14 protein-coding genes and 1 tRNA gene are annotated in these 14,589 nt (G+C 61.0%); 9 read left to right on the top strand and 6 right to left on the bottom strand.

The genetic code is table 11. From position 1 onward, the window contains the following. Window positions 1-25 precede the first annotated feature (25 nt). Window positions 26-472 carry a nuclear transport factor 2 family protein gene (locus NAP1_RS02465; protein WP_007163636.1) on the top strand — a complete coding sequence of 149 codons (447 nt, stop codon included), beginning with the start codon at window positions 26-28 and terminating at the stop codon, window positions 470-472. A gap of 11 nt (window positions 473-483) precedes the next feature. Next, a complete protein-coding gene (locus NAP1_RS02460; RefSeq protein ID WP_007163635.1) occupies window positions 484-849 on the top strand; it encodes a nuclear transport factor 2 family protein in 366 nt (121 codons plus the stop codon). Window positions 850-873: 24 nt separating this feature from the next. On the opposite strand, the gene NAP1_RS15795 is transcribed toward NAP1_RS02460, so the two are convergent. Next, entirely contained in the window at window positions 874-2,076 is a 1,203-nt protein-coding gene (locus NAP1_RS15795; RefSeq protein WP_007163634.1) for a sensor histidine kinase, read from the bottom strand. Window positions 2,077-2,361: 285 nt separating this feature from the next. Between NAP1_RS15795 and NAP1_RS02450 the strand changes: the two genes are divergently transcribed. Further along, on the top strand, window positions 2,362-3,681 hold the full coding sequence (locus tag NAP1_RS02450) for an NAD(P)/FAD-dependent oxidoreductase (RefSeq protein ID WP_040464663.1): 1,320 nt from the start codon (window positions 2,362-2,364) through the stop codon (window positions 3,679-3,681). Here the strand turns inward: NAP1_RS02450 and NAP1_RS02445 are convergent. The 3 genes from NAP1_RS02445 to NAP1_RS02435 form a co-directional block, all read right to left on the bottom strand. Next, window positions 3,678-4,061, bottom strand: coding sequence for a hypothetical protein (locus NAP1_RS02445; protein ID WP_007163632.1), 384 nt, complete (start codon window positions 4,059-4,061; stop codon window positions 3,678-3,680). The two genes, NAP1_RS02450 and NAP1_RS02445, sit on opposite strands and share 4 nt — an antisense overlap. A gap of 53 nt (window positions 4,062-4,114) precedes the next feature. Then, the gene (locus NAP1_RS02440; RefSeq protein ID WP_256364608.1) at window positions 4,115-4,471 is read right to left on the bottom strand and encodes a GFA family protein; all 357 of its coding nucleotides are present in this window, start codon (window positions 4,469-4,471) and stop codon (window positions 4,115-4,117) included. A gap of 86 nt (window positions 4,472-4,557) precedes the next feature. Further along, a complete protein-coding gene (locus NAP1_RS02435; RefSeq protein WP_007163629.1) occupies window positions 4,558-5,019 on the bottom strand; it encodes an Lrp/AsnC family transcriptional regulator in 462 nt (153 codons plus the stop codon). A 297-nt stretch (window positions 5,020-5,316) separates the two neighbouring features. On the opposite strand from NAP1_RS02435, the gene NAP1_RS02430 reads away from it, so the two are divergent. From NAP1_RS02430 to NAP1_RS02420, 3 genes are all read left to right on the top strand, one after another. Further along, window positions 5,317-7,080: a histidine kinase dimerization/phospho-acceptor domain-containing protein gene (locus NAP1_RS02430; protein ID WP_007163628.1), complete on the top strand. Its 1,764-nt coding sequence runs from the start codon at window positions 5,317-5,319 to the stop codon at window positions 7,078-7,080. A gap of 120 nt (window positions 7,081-7,200) precedes the next feature. Beyond that, window positions 7,201-8,187, top strand: a complete 987-nt coding sequence (locus tag NAP1_RS02425) for a polysaccharide deacetylase family protein (RefSeq protein ID WP_007163627.1) — start codon at window positions 7,201-7,203, stop codon at window positions 8,185-8,187. A gap of 79 nt (window positions 8,188-8,266) precedes the next feature. Beyond that, window positions 8,267-8,342: transfer RNA gene (locus NAP1_RS02420), tRNA-Ile, on the top strand. 85 nt (window positions 8,343-8,427) lie between these two features. Here NAP1_RS02420 and NAP1_RS02415 read toward each other — a convergent pair. Beyond that, the gene (locus NAP1_RS02415) at window positions 8,428-9,849 is read right to left on the bottom strand and encodes a sigma-54 dependent transcriptional regulator (protein ID WP_199796960.1); all 1,422 of its coding nucleotides are present in this window, start codon (window positions 9,847-9,849) and stop codon (window positions 8,428-8,430) included. Next, entirely contained in the window at window positions 9,849-10,379 is a 531-nt protein-coding gene (locus NAP1_RS02410) for a heme NO-binding domain-containing protein (protein ID WP_007163625.1), read from the bottom strand. Before NAP1_RS02410 ends, NAP1_RS02415 begins: the two co-directional genes overlap by 1 nt. Before the next feature lie 251 nt (window positions 10,380-10,630). Between NAP1_RS02410 and NAP1_RS02405 the strand changes: the two genes are divergently transcribed. Genes NAP1_RS02405 through NAP1_RS02395 form a run of 3 tightly spaced genes read left to right on the top strand, consistent with a single transcriptional unit; the run spans window position 10,631 to window position 14,519 of the window. Further along, window positions 10,631-11,878: a polysaccharide biosynthesis/export family protein gene (locus tag NAP1_RS02405; protein ID WP_040464661.1), complete on the top strand. Its 1,248-nt coding sequence runs from the start codon at window positions 10,631-10,633 to the stop codon at window positions 11,876-11,878. Then, on the top strand, window positions 11,875-13,302 hold the full coding sequence (locus tag NAP1_RS02400; RefSeq protein ID WP_007163623.1) for a hypothetical protein: 1,428 nt from the start codon (window positions 11,875-11,877) through the stop codon (window positions 13,300-13,302). Before NAP1_RS02405 ends, NAP1_RS02400 begins: the two co-directional genes overlap by 4 nt. After that, window positions 13,257-14,519, top strand: a complete 1,263-nt coding sequence (locus tag NAP1_RS02395) for a hypothetical protein (RefSeq protein ID WP_007163622.1) — start codon at window positions 13,257-13,259, stop codon at window positions 14,517-14,519. The genes NAP1_RS02400 and NAP1_RS02395 overlap by 46 nt, the downstream gene beginning before the upstream one ends. Window positions 14,520-14,589: the final 70 nt, after the last annotated feature.

The following is a 14,589-nucleotide window of genomic DNA, read 5'->3' as shown; positions in this document are numbered from 1 at the left end:
GCCGTCAGCAACGGGAGAAGAGACGATGATGGAGCGTTGGCAGGCATGGATCGACGCCTTCGATGAAGCGGTCGAAACCGACAACTGGGATAAGCTGGAGCCGTTCCTCGCGCCGCAGGTCACCTATACAGTGACAGGTGTTCCCTTCGCCTGCCGCCTCGAAGGCCGCGATGCCGTGATATCGGGTTTCCGAAAGTCGATCGCGAACTTCGATCACCACTTTGACGAGCGTCAGTGGTTCCCAGTGGGGCTGCGCCACTTCGAACCCGGCACGATCACGGCGCGTGCGATGGGTATTTATAGGCTGGGCGACAAACCGCTGCTGCATTTCTCCGCGCACAGCCTGTGGCAGTTTTCAGGCGATCAGATCACGGCGATGAACGACTGGTACGATCTGGCCGAGGCAGATGTGAAAAACGCGCTGGGCTGGATCGCAGAGCACGCACCAGGCCTCGACGCATCCTACGCATAAGGGACAATTCTATGAGCGACTATATGGACAGCCTTCACAAGATGATGGCGATCTGGAACACCACCGATGCGGCAGAAATCGAGCGGCTGACCGAAGAAGCGCTTGAATACAATGTCCATTTTGCCGACCCGAACCACAACATCGTCGGGCGCAAGGCGTTTATCGAGATGGTTCATCAGACGCAGAAACAGATCCCGGGAGCGGCATATTCGCACAACAGCGAGATCGAGATGCAGAACAATTTCTGCCGCTATCACTGGAAGATCGAGATGGGCGACAAGCGGCTGATGGACGGCTTCGATATGACCGAGGTCAACGATGCGGGAAAGATCGTGAAAGTCATTGGCTTTTTCGGACGGCTTGAAGCGAACGATTGATCGCTTTGCGCCACTGGGACGAGGTCAAGTGACCTCACTCGCATGGCCATTCGTTTCGTCGTCTGACGCTTCGATCACTGTCTCGACCGCTCCATTGCGCGCAGTTATCGCGCTGATCGGACAAGTCAGGCGATAGAGAAAGGCCGCAGGCGCGATTTCAAACCGGCCCTTGCCGCCGAGCAGACGCGGCACAATGCGCGTCAAAAGCGTCTCGCTGAACTCGTCGAGCGGCAGTGGTGTGCCCGCAGGCGGCTCATCTGAAACGCTGTCGAAGTCGCTTTCTTCGGAGGTTGATCCGAAGCTCTCTCGCCATTCCAGAATCAGGCTGGCCTCCTCGTCATCCGCATCTGACCCATCAACCGTCCAACTGACCGCGATGTGCCCGCGAGCTTGATCCGCCCGTCCGATCTGGACAAAGCGCGAGGCAAGCTCCCAAGCGATAAGGCTCAATTGCTGAGCGCCCTGCGCACCGACTTCGACAACCGGCCCGTCTGTGCTCAACTGTTGCGCAGGCGAATTGAAGAGCGGTTCGATCTGTCTCCGGATCACTCTTTCAAGGCTTGCGCGTGCGGTATCGTCCTGCTCCATCACGGTCGAAGTCGCTATGGCGAGCGCATTGATGCGGCCTCGCAATTCGCGCAGGAATCGTTCCGGATACTGGCTGATTTCGACGCCCGGCCGCGTAAGCGATGAGACCACCTGAATAAGGTTGCGGCTCCGCTGGACCGCATCGCGCGCGGTCAGAGCCAACCGGGTGTTCGCATCGTTGAGTTCTTCCGTCCGCTGCCTGACTCGGCTCTCAAGCTCATCGCGCGAGCGTGACAGGTCGGCAAGCGTCACTTCCAGCTTTCCGATGACCTCTTCGTGCGTATCCGGGGTGGGTATTCGCAGGAACACCGGGATGAGCCTGAACAGCACGAATGCGGTGGCGAGCGAGACTATGCCCGTTGCGAGCTTCACCGCGCCGGTGAAGGGATAGATCGGGTACCAAAGCGTCACGATCCCCATGAAATGAGTGATGCCGCAAAGTAGGATGAAGGCAGCAAAAAGCGCCACCAGCGCTCGGTGCCGAAGGTCGTCTCTTCGGCGCATGACCATGACCAGCGCAAGCGGTATCGCCATGTAGGCGACGAAGATCATGAGATCGCTGCCGGCCCACAGGATGACCAGCCAAGGCTCCCACAAAAGGCACATGCCATGGGGCATATATTGATCGTATTCGAACACGCCTCACCCTCGCTTTCGCAGTGCGACGCACCCATCGCCAGGGGCCCTTCTAGCCCGAAGTGGGCGCTACTTGCCTCCGTGGAACCACCTAGGCTCGGTCCGATCTGGCGGTGTTTTCAGGAAATAGGCGGCTTTCTGCCTCTGGGGGCTTGGTAAACCGGCCACAATTGGTGCTATAAGATGACGAAATCGCCCCAGCGGGATCGGGGGCCACGCACTGTCGAAGGGCCTCTCTTGAAGCAAGACGTCATATCCCGCAGCGATTCCGAGCGGCATCCCATCGCCATTCCGGAAGCAAAGCGCAAAACTCAGATTGTCATCGTCGGCGGCGGCGCAGGCGGGCTAGAACTCGTGCGCAAGCTTGGCGCGAAATATGGCCGCAAGCGCCACGACATCATTCTGGTCGACCAGAACCTGTCCCACATCTGGAAACCGCTTTTGCACGAAGTCGCCGCCGGATCTCTCGATGCCAATCTCGACGAGGTTGGCTATCGCGGACATTGCGCGCGCTGGGGCTATCGTTTCTTTCAGGGACGCCTTGAAAGCATTGATCGCAAGGCCAAGACCATCCGTCTCGCGCCCGTGATGGATGACGATGATGAAGAGATCATCGGCGCGCATACGATCCGCTATGACATGCTGGTGCTCGCCATCGGTTCGGTTTCGAACGACTTTGGCGTACCGGGGGTAGCGGAGCATTGCCTTTACCTCGACAGCCGCCGGCAGGCGGATCGATTCCGTACGCTTCTGCTCAACCACTGCCTTCGCGTGAGCCGTGCGATGATCGAGAATCCGGGTGCAGATTCGCGGGTGAAGGTTGCGATCGTCGGAGCAGGCGCAACGGGAGTGGAACTCGCCGCAGAGCTCTACAACGCGGCTGGCGCGCTCAAGCACTATGGCCTCGAAGTGTTCGATGAAAGCCGCCTCGACGTCACCATTCTGGAGGCCGGCCCTCGCATCCTTCCCGCCCTGCCCGAGCGTCTTTCGACCTCTGCACGCAAGGAATTGAAAGCGCTCGGCGTCGAGGTGCGCGAGGGGGTGCAAGTGGTCGAAGCCAAACGCCGCCAGCTCATTACCAAGACCGGCGAAACGATCGAGGCCGACCTGATGGTCTGGGCTGCGGGCGTCAAAGGCGCAGAATTCCTGAGCACGCTGGGGCTGGACACGACGATGCGAAACCAGATCGTCGTCACTGAAACGCTTCAGACCGTGACCGATCCCGATATTTTCGCGATCGGCGACTGCGCCTCCTACTCGCCTGACAGCGACGCGCCGCCCATCCCTCCGCGTGCGCAAGCTGCGCACCAGATGGCGGACACCGTATTCAAAAACCTGCGGCTTCGTGAACAGGGGCGACCGCTCAAGCGCTTCGTCTATCAGGACAACGGATCGCTCATCTCGCTCAGCCGCTTTTCAACCGTGGGAAGCCTGATGGGCAACCTCGTTGGCGGAGCAATGGCGGTTGAAGGGCGTATAGCGCGCTTCATCTATACCTCGCTCTACCGGATGCACCTCATCGCGATCCACGGCTGGCTCAAGGGCATGGGGCTGATCGTGATTGGCCGCGTAAACCGCATCGTGCGGCCCAAGCTCAAACTTCACTAAAAGTCGATCTTGAGGCGCACTTCGGCGCCATCGGCATCAAAGCCGCCAACGCCCTTCTTGATGACATTGGCCTCGGCCTCCGCATCCTCGCTTAGCCGGACGCGAGCGCGTGGGATCGCGCTGCCTTCGGTCAATTCGGCGGCGGTCGGGCCGTAAGTCGGACCAATTCGGGGCGAGAGCACCGTCTCACGGCACACGATGATTTCCGGATTGAACGGATCGGGCTCTATCTCGTCGAGGCATTCGGTCGGAGGCGGAGCAAGCGGAGTAAGGTCGATCACCAGCGAGCCGTCCTCGCGCGTGGTTGTGGGCAGGCCCTCATCCGTGTTCGCAGGTGAAGGCAGTTCGATGACCACCGGCACGGGAGGCTCATCCAGCATTCTCGAACCTCCTATGCTCGCGTCTCAGACCGGGTCACCCCTGCGGTAAGCAGCTATTCGAAACTGAAACCAGCAGCCTCGGCTTCAGCGATGATTTCTGCACCCGTTTTCTTCGGGCTCTCCTGCGCGATGTCGAACCAGTCGGGTTTCTCTTCGATGAAAATCTGGTGCTTGATCGGCAGGCCCGAAGGCAGTTTGAACAATCCGGCAAGGAACGTGCGATTGCCCGTGGGCAGGAACTTGTACCACAGATTGCTGCCGCATTTCTTGCAGAAGGCGCGCTCTGCCCAGTCGCTCGATTGATAGGTGCTGATGTGCTCCTCACCGGAGAGCGAGAAATCGTCCGCCTCAATCCCGGCATACATGCTGCCTCCCCAGCGCTGGCACATGCCGCAGTGACATACGTCCACTTCCGCGTGGGCAGCATTCAGGGTGATTTTGACGCTGCCGCAAAGGCAGTGACCTTGGAGCGGCTCGGCGAGGCGCTCCGCATCGCTCACAGCGGGACGCCGGGTTCGTGCTTGGAGGTGCGAATCGTCAACGAGGTCTTCACGCTCGCGACGTTGGGCGCAGGCGTCAGCTTGCTGGTCAGAAATTCCTGAAAGCTTTGAAGGTCCTGGCTCACGATCTTGAGAATGAAGTCGATCTCGCCATTGAGCATGTGACACTCGCGAACTTCGGGAAGGTCGGCCATGTGCTCTTCAAATTCGCGCAGAGCGCTTTCGGCCTGGCTCTTCAGGCTCACCATCGCGAAAACGGTGATCGCAAAGCCAAGTTTCGAAGGGTCGAGATCAGCGTGATAGCCGCGGATGACGCCGTCTTCCTCAAGCCCGCGAACACGGCGAAGACAAGGCGGCGCGGTGAGACCGACGCGCTGCGCCAGCTCCACATTGGTCACGCGCCCTTCAGCCTGAAGCTCGCTGAGCAGACGCTTATCGATCTCATCCAGATTTGCCATCGAAACCAAGAACCCCCTGAAGGCCTGCACAATAGAAAGATCCCGTTGCTCACGGGCAGCAGATTGCCTTACCCTACAACAACCTTTTGCAAGAACTTGAACGGTTTTGCTTGGGTAAAGCTAATTTTATTATGTGTGCCAGCAATTGTCCCGCTTTGCAACGCAGTGTGCGATGGTCCTGCGACAAATCGCTCATGATGTTAGGAGTTAATTGCCGAATTGCGTCCAAGTGACTGGCTTGGATTCGCAAACGGCTCCTTGCCGCCAAGCGGTGCAGCTGATGGATTTGGAGCCTGGATGTTTTTCGATGATCGCCTTGCGACGGTGCTACGCCAGCGCGCGCAGAGCGATGGGTCGAAGCGCACGCAATACCGGCAATTGCTCGATATACTCGGCGCTGAGCGGATGGGTGCAGCCAATGTCTCGCGAGATCCAAGCCTTGCCGCCGCCGCGTGGCTGAGGATGGATGCACTGGCAGAGGCAATCCCGTCAGCTGACCGCGCGCGCATGGTGCGCGAACCGGGCTGGCGCTTTCGCAATCCGGAACTGGCCGCACATCTTGCGGACGCGGAGCCCGACGTGGCGTCGGCCGCTTTGTCGCGGGCGCAGTTGTCCGATGATGACTGGGCAGCGCTGATCCCGCGCCTCCCGGTTCGCGCGCGCGGTTTCCTGCGCCTGCGCAATGACTTGCCAGCCAAGACCGAGAAACTGCTTGAGAAACTGGGCGTCTATGACCGCGGCCTGCCCTCGCCCGAAACCGGTGTTCTTGCCGAGGTTGAGCGCGACCTGATCGTCCCTTCAGAGCCCCCTCAACCTGAGCCGCTCGAACTTGAAGATGAATTCATAGAAGAGCCGGAGAAGGCGCCGCAATTCGAGCCTGAGGGCGAAGACGAACTGGAAAGCGATCCTCAAAGCGAGGGTCGCAGCGAAATCTCCGCCCTGGTGGAGCGGATTGCCGCCTTCAAGCGCAACCGCGGCGGCAAACCGCGCGGTGACGACGATCAGCTCATGCCGCGCCTCCCGCTGGGGGAACAAGCTGGCGGTTCGACGCGCAAAATCGCCGCATTCGGCTTCGCAGGCGACGCGGCGGGCCGGATCGAATGGGCAGACGGTGAAATCGCGCCCATGGTGATTGGCTCACGTTTGGTGGCCCCTGCCCGTCTTGGAAGCGCGGCGGTTCAGACCCCGCTTGAGCGTGCTGTTGCCCGCAGGCAGCCGATCAGCGGCGCAAGCCTAAGCCTCGATGGGGCCGAGGGGATTGCCGGCGAATGGGTGGTCGACGCGCAGCCGCGCTTTACCGAAGGTGGCAACTTTGCAGGCTATGTCGGGCGCTTCCGTCGTCCAGCTAGTTCAGGACAACCTACCCAAACCGCAGCGCAGCGAGAGGCTGACCGCATTCGCCAGCTTCTTCACGAGTTGCGTACACCAGTGACCGCGGTTCAGGGCTATGCCGAGGTCATCCAGCAGCAATTGTTTGGCAACGCCCCGCACGAATATCGCGCGCTCGCAGCCGCCATCGCGGCGGACGCAGCCCGGATCCTTGCAGGATTTGAAGAACTGGACCGCCTTGCGCGGTTGGAAACCGGCGTGATCGAAGTTGAAAGCGGAGTAGCCAATCTCACCGCGCTCACGCAGCGCACCGTGGGTCAGCTCGCCCAGGTTCTTGGGCCGCGCATGTCGGGCATCGAGCTGGCCGCCATTGATCCCGATGGCACCGGTGAAGCCGTGATGGCCGCCGTCGATCCGGAGCAGGCAGAAGCGCTTCTCTGGCGCCTTCTGGCAACGCTGGGAGGTGGATGCGCAGCTGGAGAGATGCTCACTGCATCGGTTGAGCGTGACGGCGATTTTGCCAAGCTTACCAGCGAAGTGCCTGCGCAACTTCTGAGCGAGGAGAATATCTTCGCAGCTGACGCCCGGCCCCTTGGATCTGCAATCAATGCGGGGCTGTTCGGCGCCGGGTTTGCCCTGCGCCTCGCGAGGGCCGAAGCTCGCTCGGGCGGCGGCGATCTGGTGTGCGAGGACGAAATCATCGTTCTCACCTTGCCCATCGCGCAAGATTGAAACGGTATCCAGCGAGGCTCCCGGTAAGGCTCCGCTTACACATTGTCGCTATAGCGATGGGCCATGCAGGCAGCAGCCCAACCACAAGCGCCCGTTAATACCGGAGCGCATGGCGTTTCGATGATCGAGCCACCGCTCGCATCGGCGAAGGCTTCCTTTGCGCCTGATTTCGGTCAGCGGGTACTGCTAACGGTCGACACCGAAGAGGAGTTTGATTGGGAAGGCCCCTTCACCCGCGACCAGCACGGCCTGCGTCATGTCGAGGCCATTCCGCGCTTTCAGACGTTCTGCGAGGATATCGGTGCTCATCCGGTTTATCTGGTCGACTGGCCAATCGCGACAGATCCGCGCGCTGTTGAAATCATTGGCGACGCAGTAAACCGAGGGGTCGCTGACGTCGGCGTGCAGCTTCACCCTTGGGTCAATCCGCCTTTCGACGAGGAAGTGTGTGCACGAAACTCTTACGCCGGAAGCCTCCCGCCCGAGCTGGAAGCCGCCAAGTTCAAGGCGCTGCGCGACCGGATCGAGGAAGCATTCGGCACGCCGCCCCTGATCTATCGTGCCGGTCGGTATGGCCTTGGCCAGCATTCAGCGCAGATCCTCAAGGACAATGGCATCCGCATCGACACATCGGTGCGCTCACTGTTCGATTACGCTGCCCAATACGGCCCAGATTACTCCAATCACCCGCTGGCCCCCTACTGGGTGGATGAAGCGCGCGAACTGCTCGAACTGCCTGTGACGAGTGTCTATTGGGGCCCGCTGCGCATGCTGGGTAAGCACATCCACCGATTGCAACGCCATATCCCGACCTTCTTTTCAGGTTTCTCGCGGTTGAAGCTTCTCGAACGGATCGCTCTAACTCCGGAAGGCGTCACCAGCGCAGAGGCGATGCGCGGCATCGATGTGGCCCTGGATGAAGGTTTGCCGCTCCTGGTCCTGTCATTTCACAGCCCGACACTTGCGCCGGGCTATACTCCTTATGCAGCCAGCACGCGCGATGTTGAGCGGCTGTATGAGTGGCTGAGCGACGTCTACGCCTATCTCGGCAAGCGCGGCGTGCGCACTGCGAATGTCGCCGACATCATCAACGCCACACAAAGGTGAACCATCCGCTTGTACTGGCCGAAATGTGGCTGTAGTGCCCGTGCTGCTTAACGCCACAGCACGCGCTGATGGTTCCGGGGGGCCTGTAGCTCAGCGGTTAGAGCTGGCCGCTCATAACGGCTAGGTCGCGGGTTCGAATCCTGCCGGGCCCACCATACCCCCACCTGGATAGCTGAGACGAAAGCGCGGCACGTAGACCTCCGCGATGCCAGATGGGCACCAGCATTCTCCACTGGTCGTTTATCCGCCCCACCGTTCAAGCTTTCTGTAGATTGTGGACGGGCTGACCCCCAGTCCCCGCGCAGCTTTGACGATGTTGCCGGAATGGCGCGCGATTGCCTGCTCGATCGCGAGGCGTTCGATCTGGTCGAGTGTCATGCCGGAAAAGTCTGCGGTCATCGCACTTTGCGCGTCGGCAATTGGAAAGGTGGGAGTGGCCGCTTCGCCGGTCGAGAATTGCGGCGGTGCGCTTGGTGCAACCGGGCGCCGTGTGAGCGCGCCAATTCCCGCCAGATCGAGTTTGTCGCCAGAGCCGGTGATGATCGCGCGCCGCAGCGTGTTCTGCAATTCTCGGACATTGCCGGGCCAACTGTGCTGAGCAAGATAAACCTCGCTTGCAGGGGTGAAGCCGGTGATTGCGCGGCCTTCCTCGGCGGCAATCCTCTCGGCCAGCTTTCGTGCAATCAAGGAGATGTCGTCGCCGCGCTCGCGCAGAGCCGGAAGCGCGATGGGGATCACATTGAGGCGATAGTAAAGGTCTTCGCGAAAGCGCCCCTCTGCGACTTCGCGCTCGGGATTTCGGTTGGTTGCGCACACGATGCGAACGTTGACCGGTTCGGCAGCGGAACTGCCGACACGCTGGATCATGCCGGTCTGCAGGAAACGCAGCAGCTTGACCTGCAGCTTGAGATCCATCTCGCAAATCTCATCGAGGAACAGCGTCCCGCCATCGGCGGCCTTAGCCGCCCCGATCCGGTTCTCGACAGCCCCGGTGAAGGCGCCTTTGACATGGCCGAAGAGTTCGGATTCGAGCAGGTTTTCAGGGATCGCACCGCAGTTGATCGCTACGAACGGCCCGCTGCGGCGCTTGCTGGCTGAATGGATGGCCTCCGCCGTCACTTCTTTTCCTGTGCCGCTCTCTCCCGTCACGAAGACCGTCGCTTTGGAATCCGCGACGCTCTCGATCGTGCGAAACACAGTTTTCATGGCGGGAGAATGGCCGATAAAGCCGTGAAACGTATCCTCTTGCGACGGCGCAGAGACTTCACGAGGCCCGGATGAACGCTCAGCGCTGTTGCTCTGTTCGGCAGCGTTCCCGACCGTGCTCAGCAATCGTACGCCAGACACTGGTTTGACCAGAAAATCATAGGCGCCAAGCCGCATGGCGGCGATAGCGCGATTAAGCGAACCGTCGGCTGTCACGACGATTACAGCCGGATTGCCTTTGCTCCCAGTAAGCGCATCAAACAGAGTCAGGCCATCGCCGTCGGGCAATTGCAGGTCGAGCAGCACCACGTCGAAAGCCTCGCCAGAAAGCGAACGGCGCGCTTCTGCCAAAGTCTCGCAAAGACTGACTTCATGGCCTGCATCTTCCAACTGGGCAGCATAGCCCAGCGCGAGCGAGGCGCTGTCTTCGACGATAAGGACCTTGGCTGTTGGCATCATTGTATCCTGAAAAAGGCGGTCTGGCCCGATGGATCGCGATCAAGCCAGTTTATTGATCGAGGATCGTCGAAATGCTTCATGCACCCCTGCACAAGGCCATATGCAATGTGAGCAAAAGGGCGATGCGAGGAGTATTCGACAACGAAACCGTCGCCTTCTTTTCTCGATGCGACATGAGGCGGCTCGGCATCGGGATAGAGGACACGGACCTCCTCGTGGATATGGTCCTCGACATGTGCGAGCATGCCTTCGGCGGTCGGGTAGCGCTCGACGATATCGGTGTAGAGCACCGTGAATCGATCAAAGAGAAACCGCCCAAACTCCTCGCACAGATCGCCTGCATCGGCCCCGCTGATCCTCGAGGCAGAGGCAACGACCTGCACAGCCTGTTCCCATGGGTAACGAGACACACGCGAGAACGCGCCGCCATGCGGCAAATCCGCACCTGCAAGCACCTCTTCGGTAAAGCTCGGTCCGCCCTTCTCATCGAGGAAGCCGACCAGCTCCGAATAGATAATTCCCTTCATTCAAGACATCTCCAGTGATTGGGTCCGTCTCCCATTATGCAAAGCGCGTGCCGGAAAATGCCCCCGAAAAGGCCCATAATCGCCGTTCGAGTGTCGCATAACGCGAAATACTTTGCAAAACGCAAACTTGCGCGATGCATTTTGCGAATTGGACGGTTCGCAATCTGCGCAAAGCCCGGTTTTCCGCCGCTGACCGCGATTGGCACGATCCTTGAGATGGAATGGGGCAACCAGTTCTCATGGAGTTCGAAATGCCATTCTCGCTCAACACTCGCCTGCTGGCCTGTGCCGCCATTGGAAGCCTTCTCTCCGCATGTGTTGCGGGGCCGGCTCCTGCCAATCTCGCAAGCTCGGTCTATGCACCGGGTCAAGTGGCGTGGGACGGTTCGGATCAGCCGCAAGGCGACTGGATCACCGAGGCGCCGGTCGCACGCGGCGCTCCGACTTGCAGCTGGCAGGCTCCGCGTGAACTCGACACCTACCGCCGCGTCGCGCCTGCGAGCTTGCTTGACCGGACGCCGCCGCTTGGCGCGGGCGATCGGCTCGAGATCACCGTGCTGGGCGACACGGACCGCCTGACCGGCACCTATGTGATTGCCGGTGACGGCACCGTTGCCCTTCGGGGGCAAAGCCCGGTCGAAGCAAGCGGGCTTTCAATCGCCCAATTGACCCGAGCGCTGCGCAGCCAATTGGTGAGCGAAAATCTCGTACGACCGCTTCAGAACGCCGTGAGGGTTTCCCTGATCGAGAATGCGGGAGCCTCCGTTTCGGTTGGCGGCGCTGTGTTTCAACCGGGTGCCGTGCGCGCGGGCGAGCGTGATCCTGAAAGCCGCATCGGCCTGAAGGAAGGCGCAGTCAGCGGCGACGACAATGTCAGCCGCACCATCGCAGGCGCAATCCGCGCAGCCGGAGGTGTCCGCCCCGACGCCGATGTGCAGCGCATCTACGTGCTGCGCGGGGAAACCTACGCAGAATTCGATCTCTCAGGTCTTGTCCACGGATGGTCCAGCCGCGATGTCGCGATCGCGAGCGGTGACCGGATCATCGTGCCCAGCCGCACCTGCTTCGACGCCGACCTCGTGCGGCCCACCCCTCTCACCGCTCCGGGCATCCGGGTCTACATGTCCAACCTGACGCGCAGCGCCGGGAACAACGCGGGCGCGGCCATCGGCCACCAGACGACTTCGCTTCCGTACGGCACTCGCCTGCTGCAAGGGCTCGTCGCTGCCAACTGCGTCGGGGGAAGCTACATGCAGTCGGACCGCCGCGCGGTTCTCATCTCGCGCAATCCAATCAACGGTCAGAGCATCGTCATTGAGCGGGATATCGAAAAGCTCGTTCGCGGCGCCAATCGCGATGCGCTCAACCCCTACCTCATGCCGGGCGATGCCATCGCCTGCTATGACAGCCGCTGGACCAATTTCCGCGAAGCGGTTGGCCTCGTCGCGGATGCTGTGAACACGGTTACTCCGGCAATCCTGCTGGACAACGCGCTGTGAAGACCTTCGCTCCCAACCTGGAAGCAGGCGCACCGCCGCGTTTCCTGCTGCGCGCGTGGGTTGTGGTTCGCGACGGCCTTCCCTCGGTCGGCCGATATCGCCGCTACTTTGCAGCTTTGGCGGGTCCACTTGTGCTCGTCTGGGGGCTCGCGCTCGCCTACATCGCACTGGCCCCCGACCGCTACGACAGCCGCATGACCCTGATCCTGCCGGGAACCGGCGTGGGCGCGAGCATGAACCTAGAATCCATCGGGCAAGCGACCACGAACACCTCCTCGGCTTTCTCCTCCCCCTCGCTTAGCCCGACCGAGAATTACAAGCGTCTGCTCCAGTCAGACCTGGTGTTGCGCGATGCGGCGAACATCGCTGGTGAGGACGAAGGGGCTTTCCCGCAGCCCGGCATCAAGCTGATCGACCAGACGAACCTGATAGAGCTGAAAATGCCCGCACGATCGCCAGAACAGGCGCAAATCCGCATGCAGGCGCTCCAGCAGGCCTTCAACACCGCTCTCGACACGCTGCGCGAGGACGAAGCGCGGGCGCGTGAGCAAGCCGATTCAAAACGCATCAGCGAGCTTGAACGCAAGGTCGACGAAGCACAGCAGTCACTGCTCGACTTTCAAGGCAGGACGGGCCTTGTTTCGCTCGACCAGTTTGCCGGGCGCATCACTGCTCTCGACCAACTCAAGGCAAATGAACGCGACCGCCGTGTGCGCGTTGCCGAGACCGGCGCTGCCGCATCGCGGCTTGCGAGCACGCTCGACATCAGTCTGCCGCAGGCGCGCCGTGCGATGCAATTGAAGGCCGACCCGGAGTTCCAGGAGCTGCTCGGCCGCTATGCCAAGACCAACGGCGAACACGCAGAACGCTCCGGCACATTGGGCGATGCTCATGAAACGATCGAAAAGTTGGCCGCCGAGAAAGCATCACTGCGCGCAGACCTCGCTCGCCGTGGGGGTGCGCTGACCGGGCTCGATGGCACCAAGGTCATCGCGCTTGCCGACCTTGCGGTGTCCAACACCCGTGAGAACCTGTTCGCCAGCCTGTCGGAGCGCGATAGTGACCGAACCGGCCACGGGGCGGCGCTCGCTGAGCTTCGCCGCCAGATCGCATCGCAATCGGCAGATGCCGAGGAACAGGTCGAACAGGCTGCCAGGCTTGCAGATCTGCTGCGCGACTTGCGCGTTGCCGAAGCGGTTTTCAGCTCGGCGCTTGCCCGGCTCGATACAAACAAGTCGGACCCGTTTGCTTCCTATCCGCTCGTCCAGACGCTGGAAGCGCCGTCGCTGCCGCGTTCGAAGTCGGCGCCGACTCCGCTGCTCGTGATCGCAGGAGCGTTGGGCGCCACCATTTTCATCCTTATCGGATTCCTGCTGCTATGGCTGAGACAGCCAATCATCCGCAAACTGCTGCCGAACGCCTGATCGCCAAAACGATCGAGTGGACTTGGGCGCTGTGGCTGGTCGGCGGACTTTACATCGCCGGTCCAGCCCTCGGCTGGGTCCTCGCAGGCATGGCAGCGCTGGCAATCTACCTTGATCAGGCCAAGGCGTCCTCTATCCCGGGCTCGATCTGGATATGGCTTGCCGGGATGGCGGCGATGCTGGTCATCTTGTGGGTCGGCCATGCCAATTTTGAGCTGGGGCCAGGCAAGACGATCAAGTCGAGCATTGGCTGGGCCAAAGGCTGGGCGCTCATGGCGCTTTTCCCGCTCGCCGGGGCTTTGCTCAATGTGCGCGCCGAAGTCATCTATCGGGCAATCTGCAAGCTCGGGCTGCAGACCATTTTCCTGCTGCCGATCTTTCTTGCAGCCCCTTATGTCGGGCTGCCGGAATTGCTTTGGATCTCGCCTCTGAAAGTCATTGGCGGATCAGGTCCTGAATACTTCGCAGCCCAACTTTATACGATTGAACCGGGCGCCGGGACACCTCGTTGGCAGTTCTTCGCCCCGTGGTCTCCTGCGGCGGGAATGATGGGCGTGATCTACGTGCTTCTGGCGATGCAGGAAAAACACTCGGGCTGGAAGACGGTCGGGATCATCGGCGGCCTGCTTCTCGCTCTCTTCTCTCAATCGCGCCTCGCCTTGGTCGCGCTGCTCGTGATCGTCCCGTTTGTCTGGGGCGCGAGCCGGCTTGGCAAGGGGTATCTATGGCTTTTGGCCGCGCCTGCGGTCCTGGCACTCGGCGTCTTTGGCCCTGCACTCTTTGAGCTGATCGACAGCGCCATCAGCGAGTTTTCAGCCGCCCGTGCAGATTCAAGCCGGGTGCGCGCGGCCTTGGGCCGCATTGCGATACACCGGTGGGAAACCGAGGCATACTGGTTCGGGCATGGCATCGTTGAAAACGGTCCGCACCTCGTCGAGTACATGCCCATCGGCAGTCATCACAGCTGGTATGGCCTGCTATTCGTCAAGGGCCTCCTTGGAGCAATCGCGCTCGCCATTCCGCTGGCGGCAAGCTTCGGCGTGCTGCTGGTCAAGGCCCAGGCTCAGCCAAACGCGCGGATCGGCCTCGGCCTGACGCTGGCGCTGGTGCTCTACTCCTTCGGAGAGAACCTCGAGATCCTGGCCTATCTCTATTGGCCGGCACTGGTGGTAATCGGGATCGCGCTGCGATCGATGAGCCAGTCGGCGAAAACCTGATCACCTCAAACACATGCACAAAAAGAGCCGCTGATCCACGGGGGTTGGGGGGTGTGGATCAGCGGCCAAG

The sequence above is a fragment of the Erythrobacter sp. NAP1 genome, from assembly GCF_000152865.1.
Taxonomy (GTDB): domain Bacteria; phylum Pseudomonadota; class Alphaproteobacteria; order Sphingomonadales; family Sphingomonadaceae; genus Erythrobacter.
This window is presented reverse-complemented; position numbering and strand designations above follow the sequence as displayed.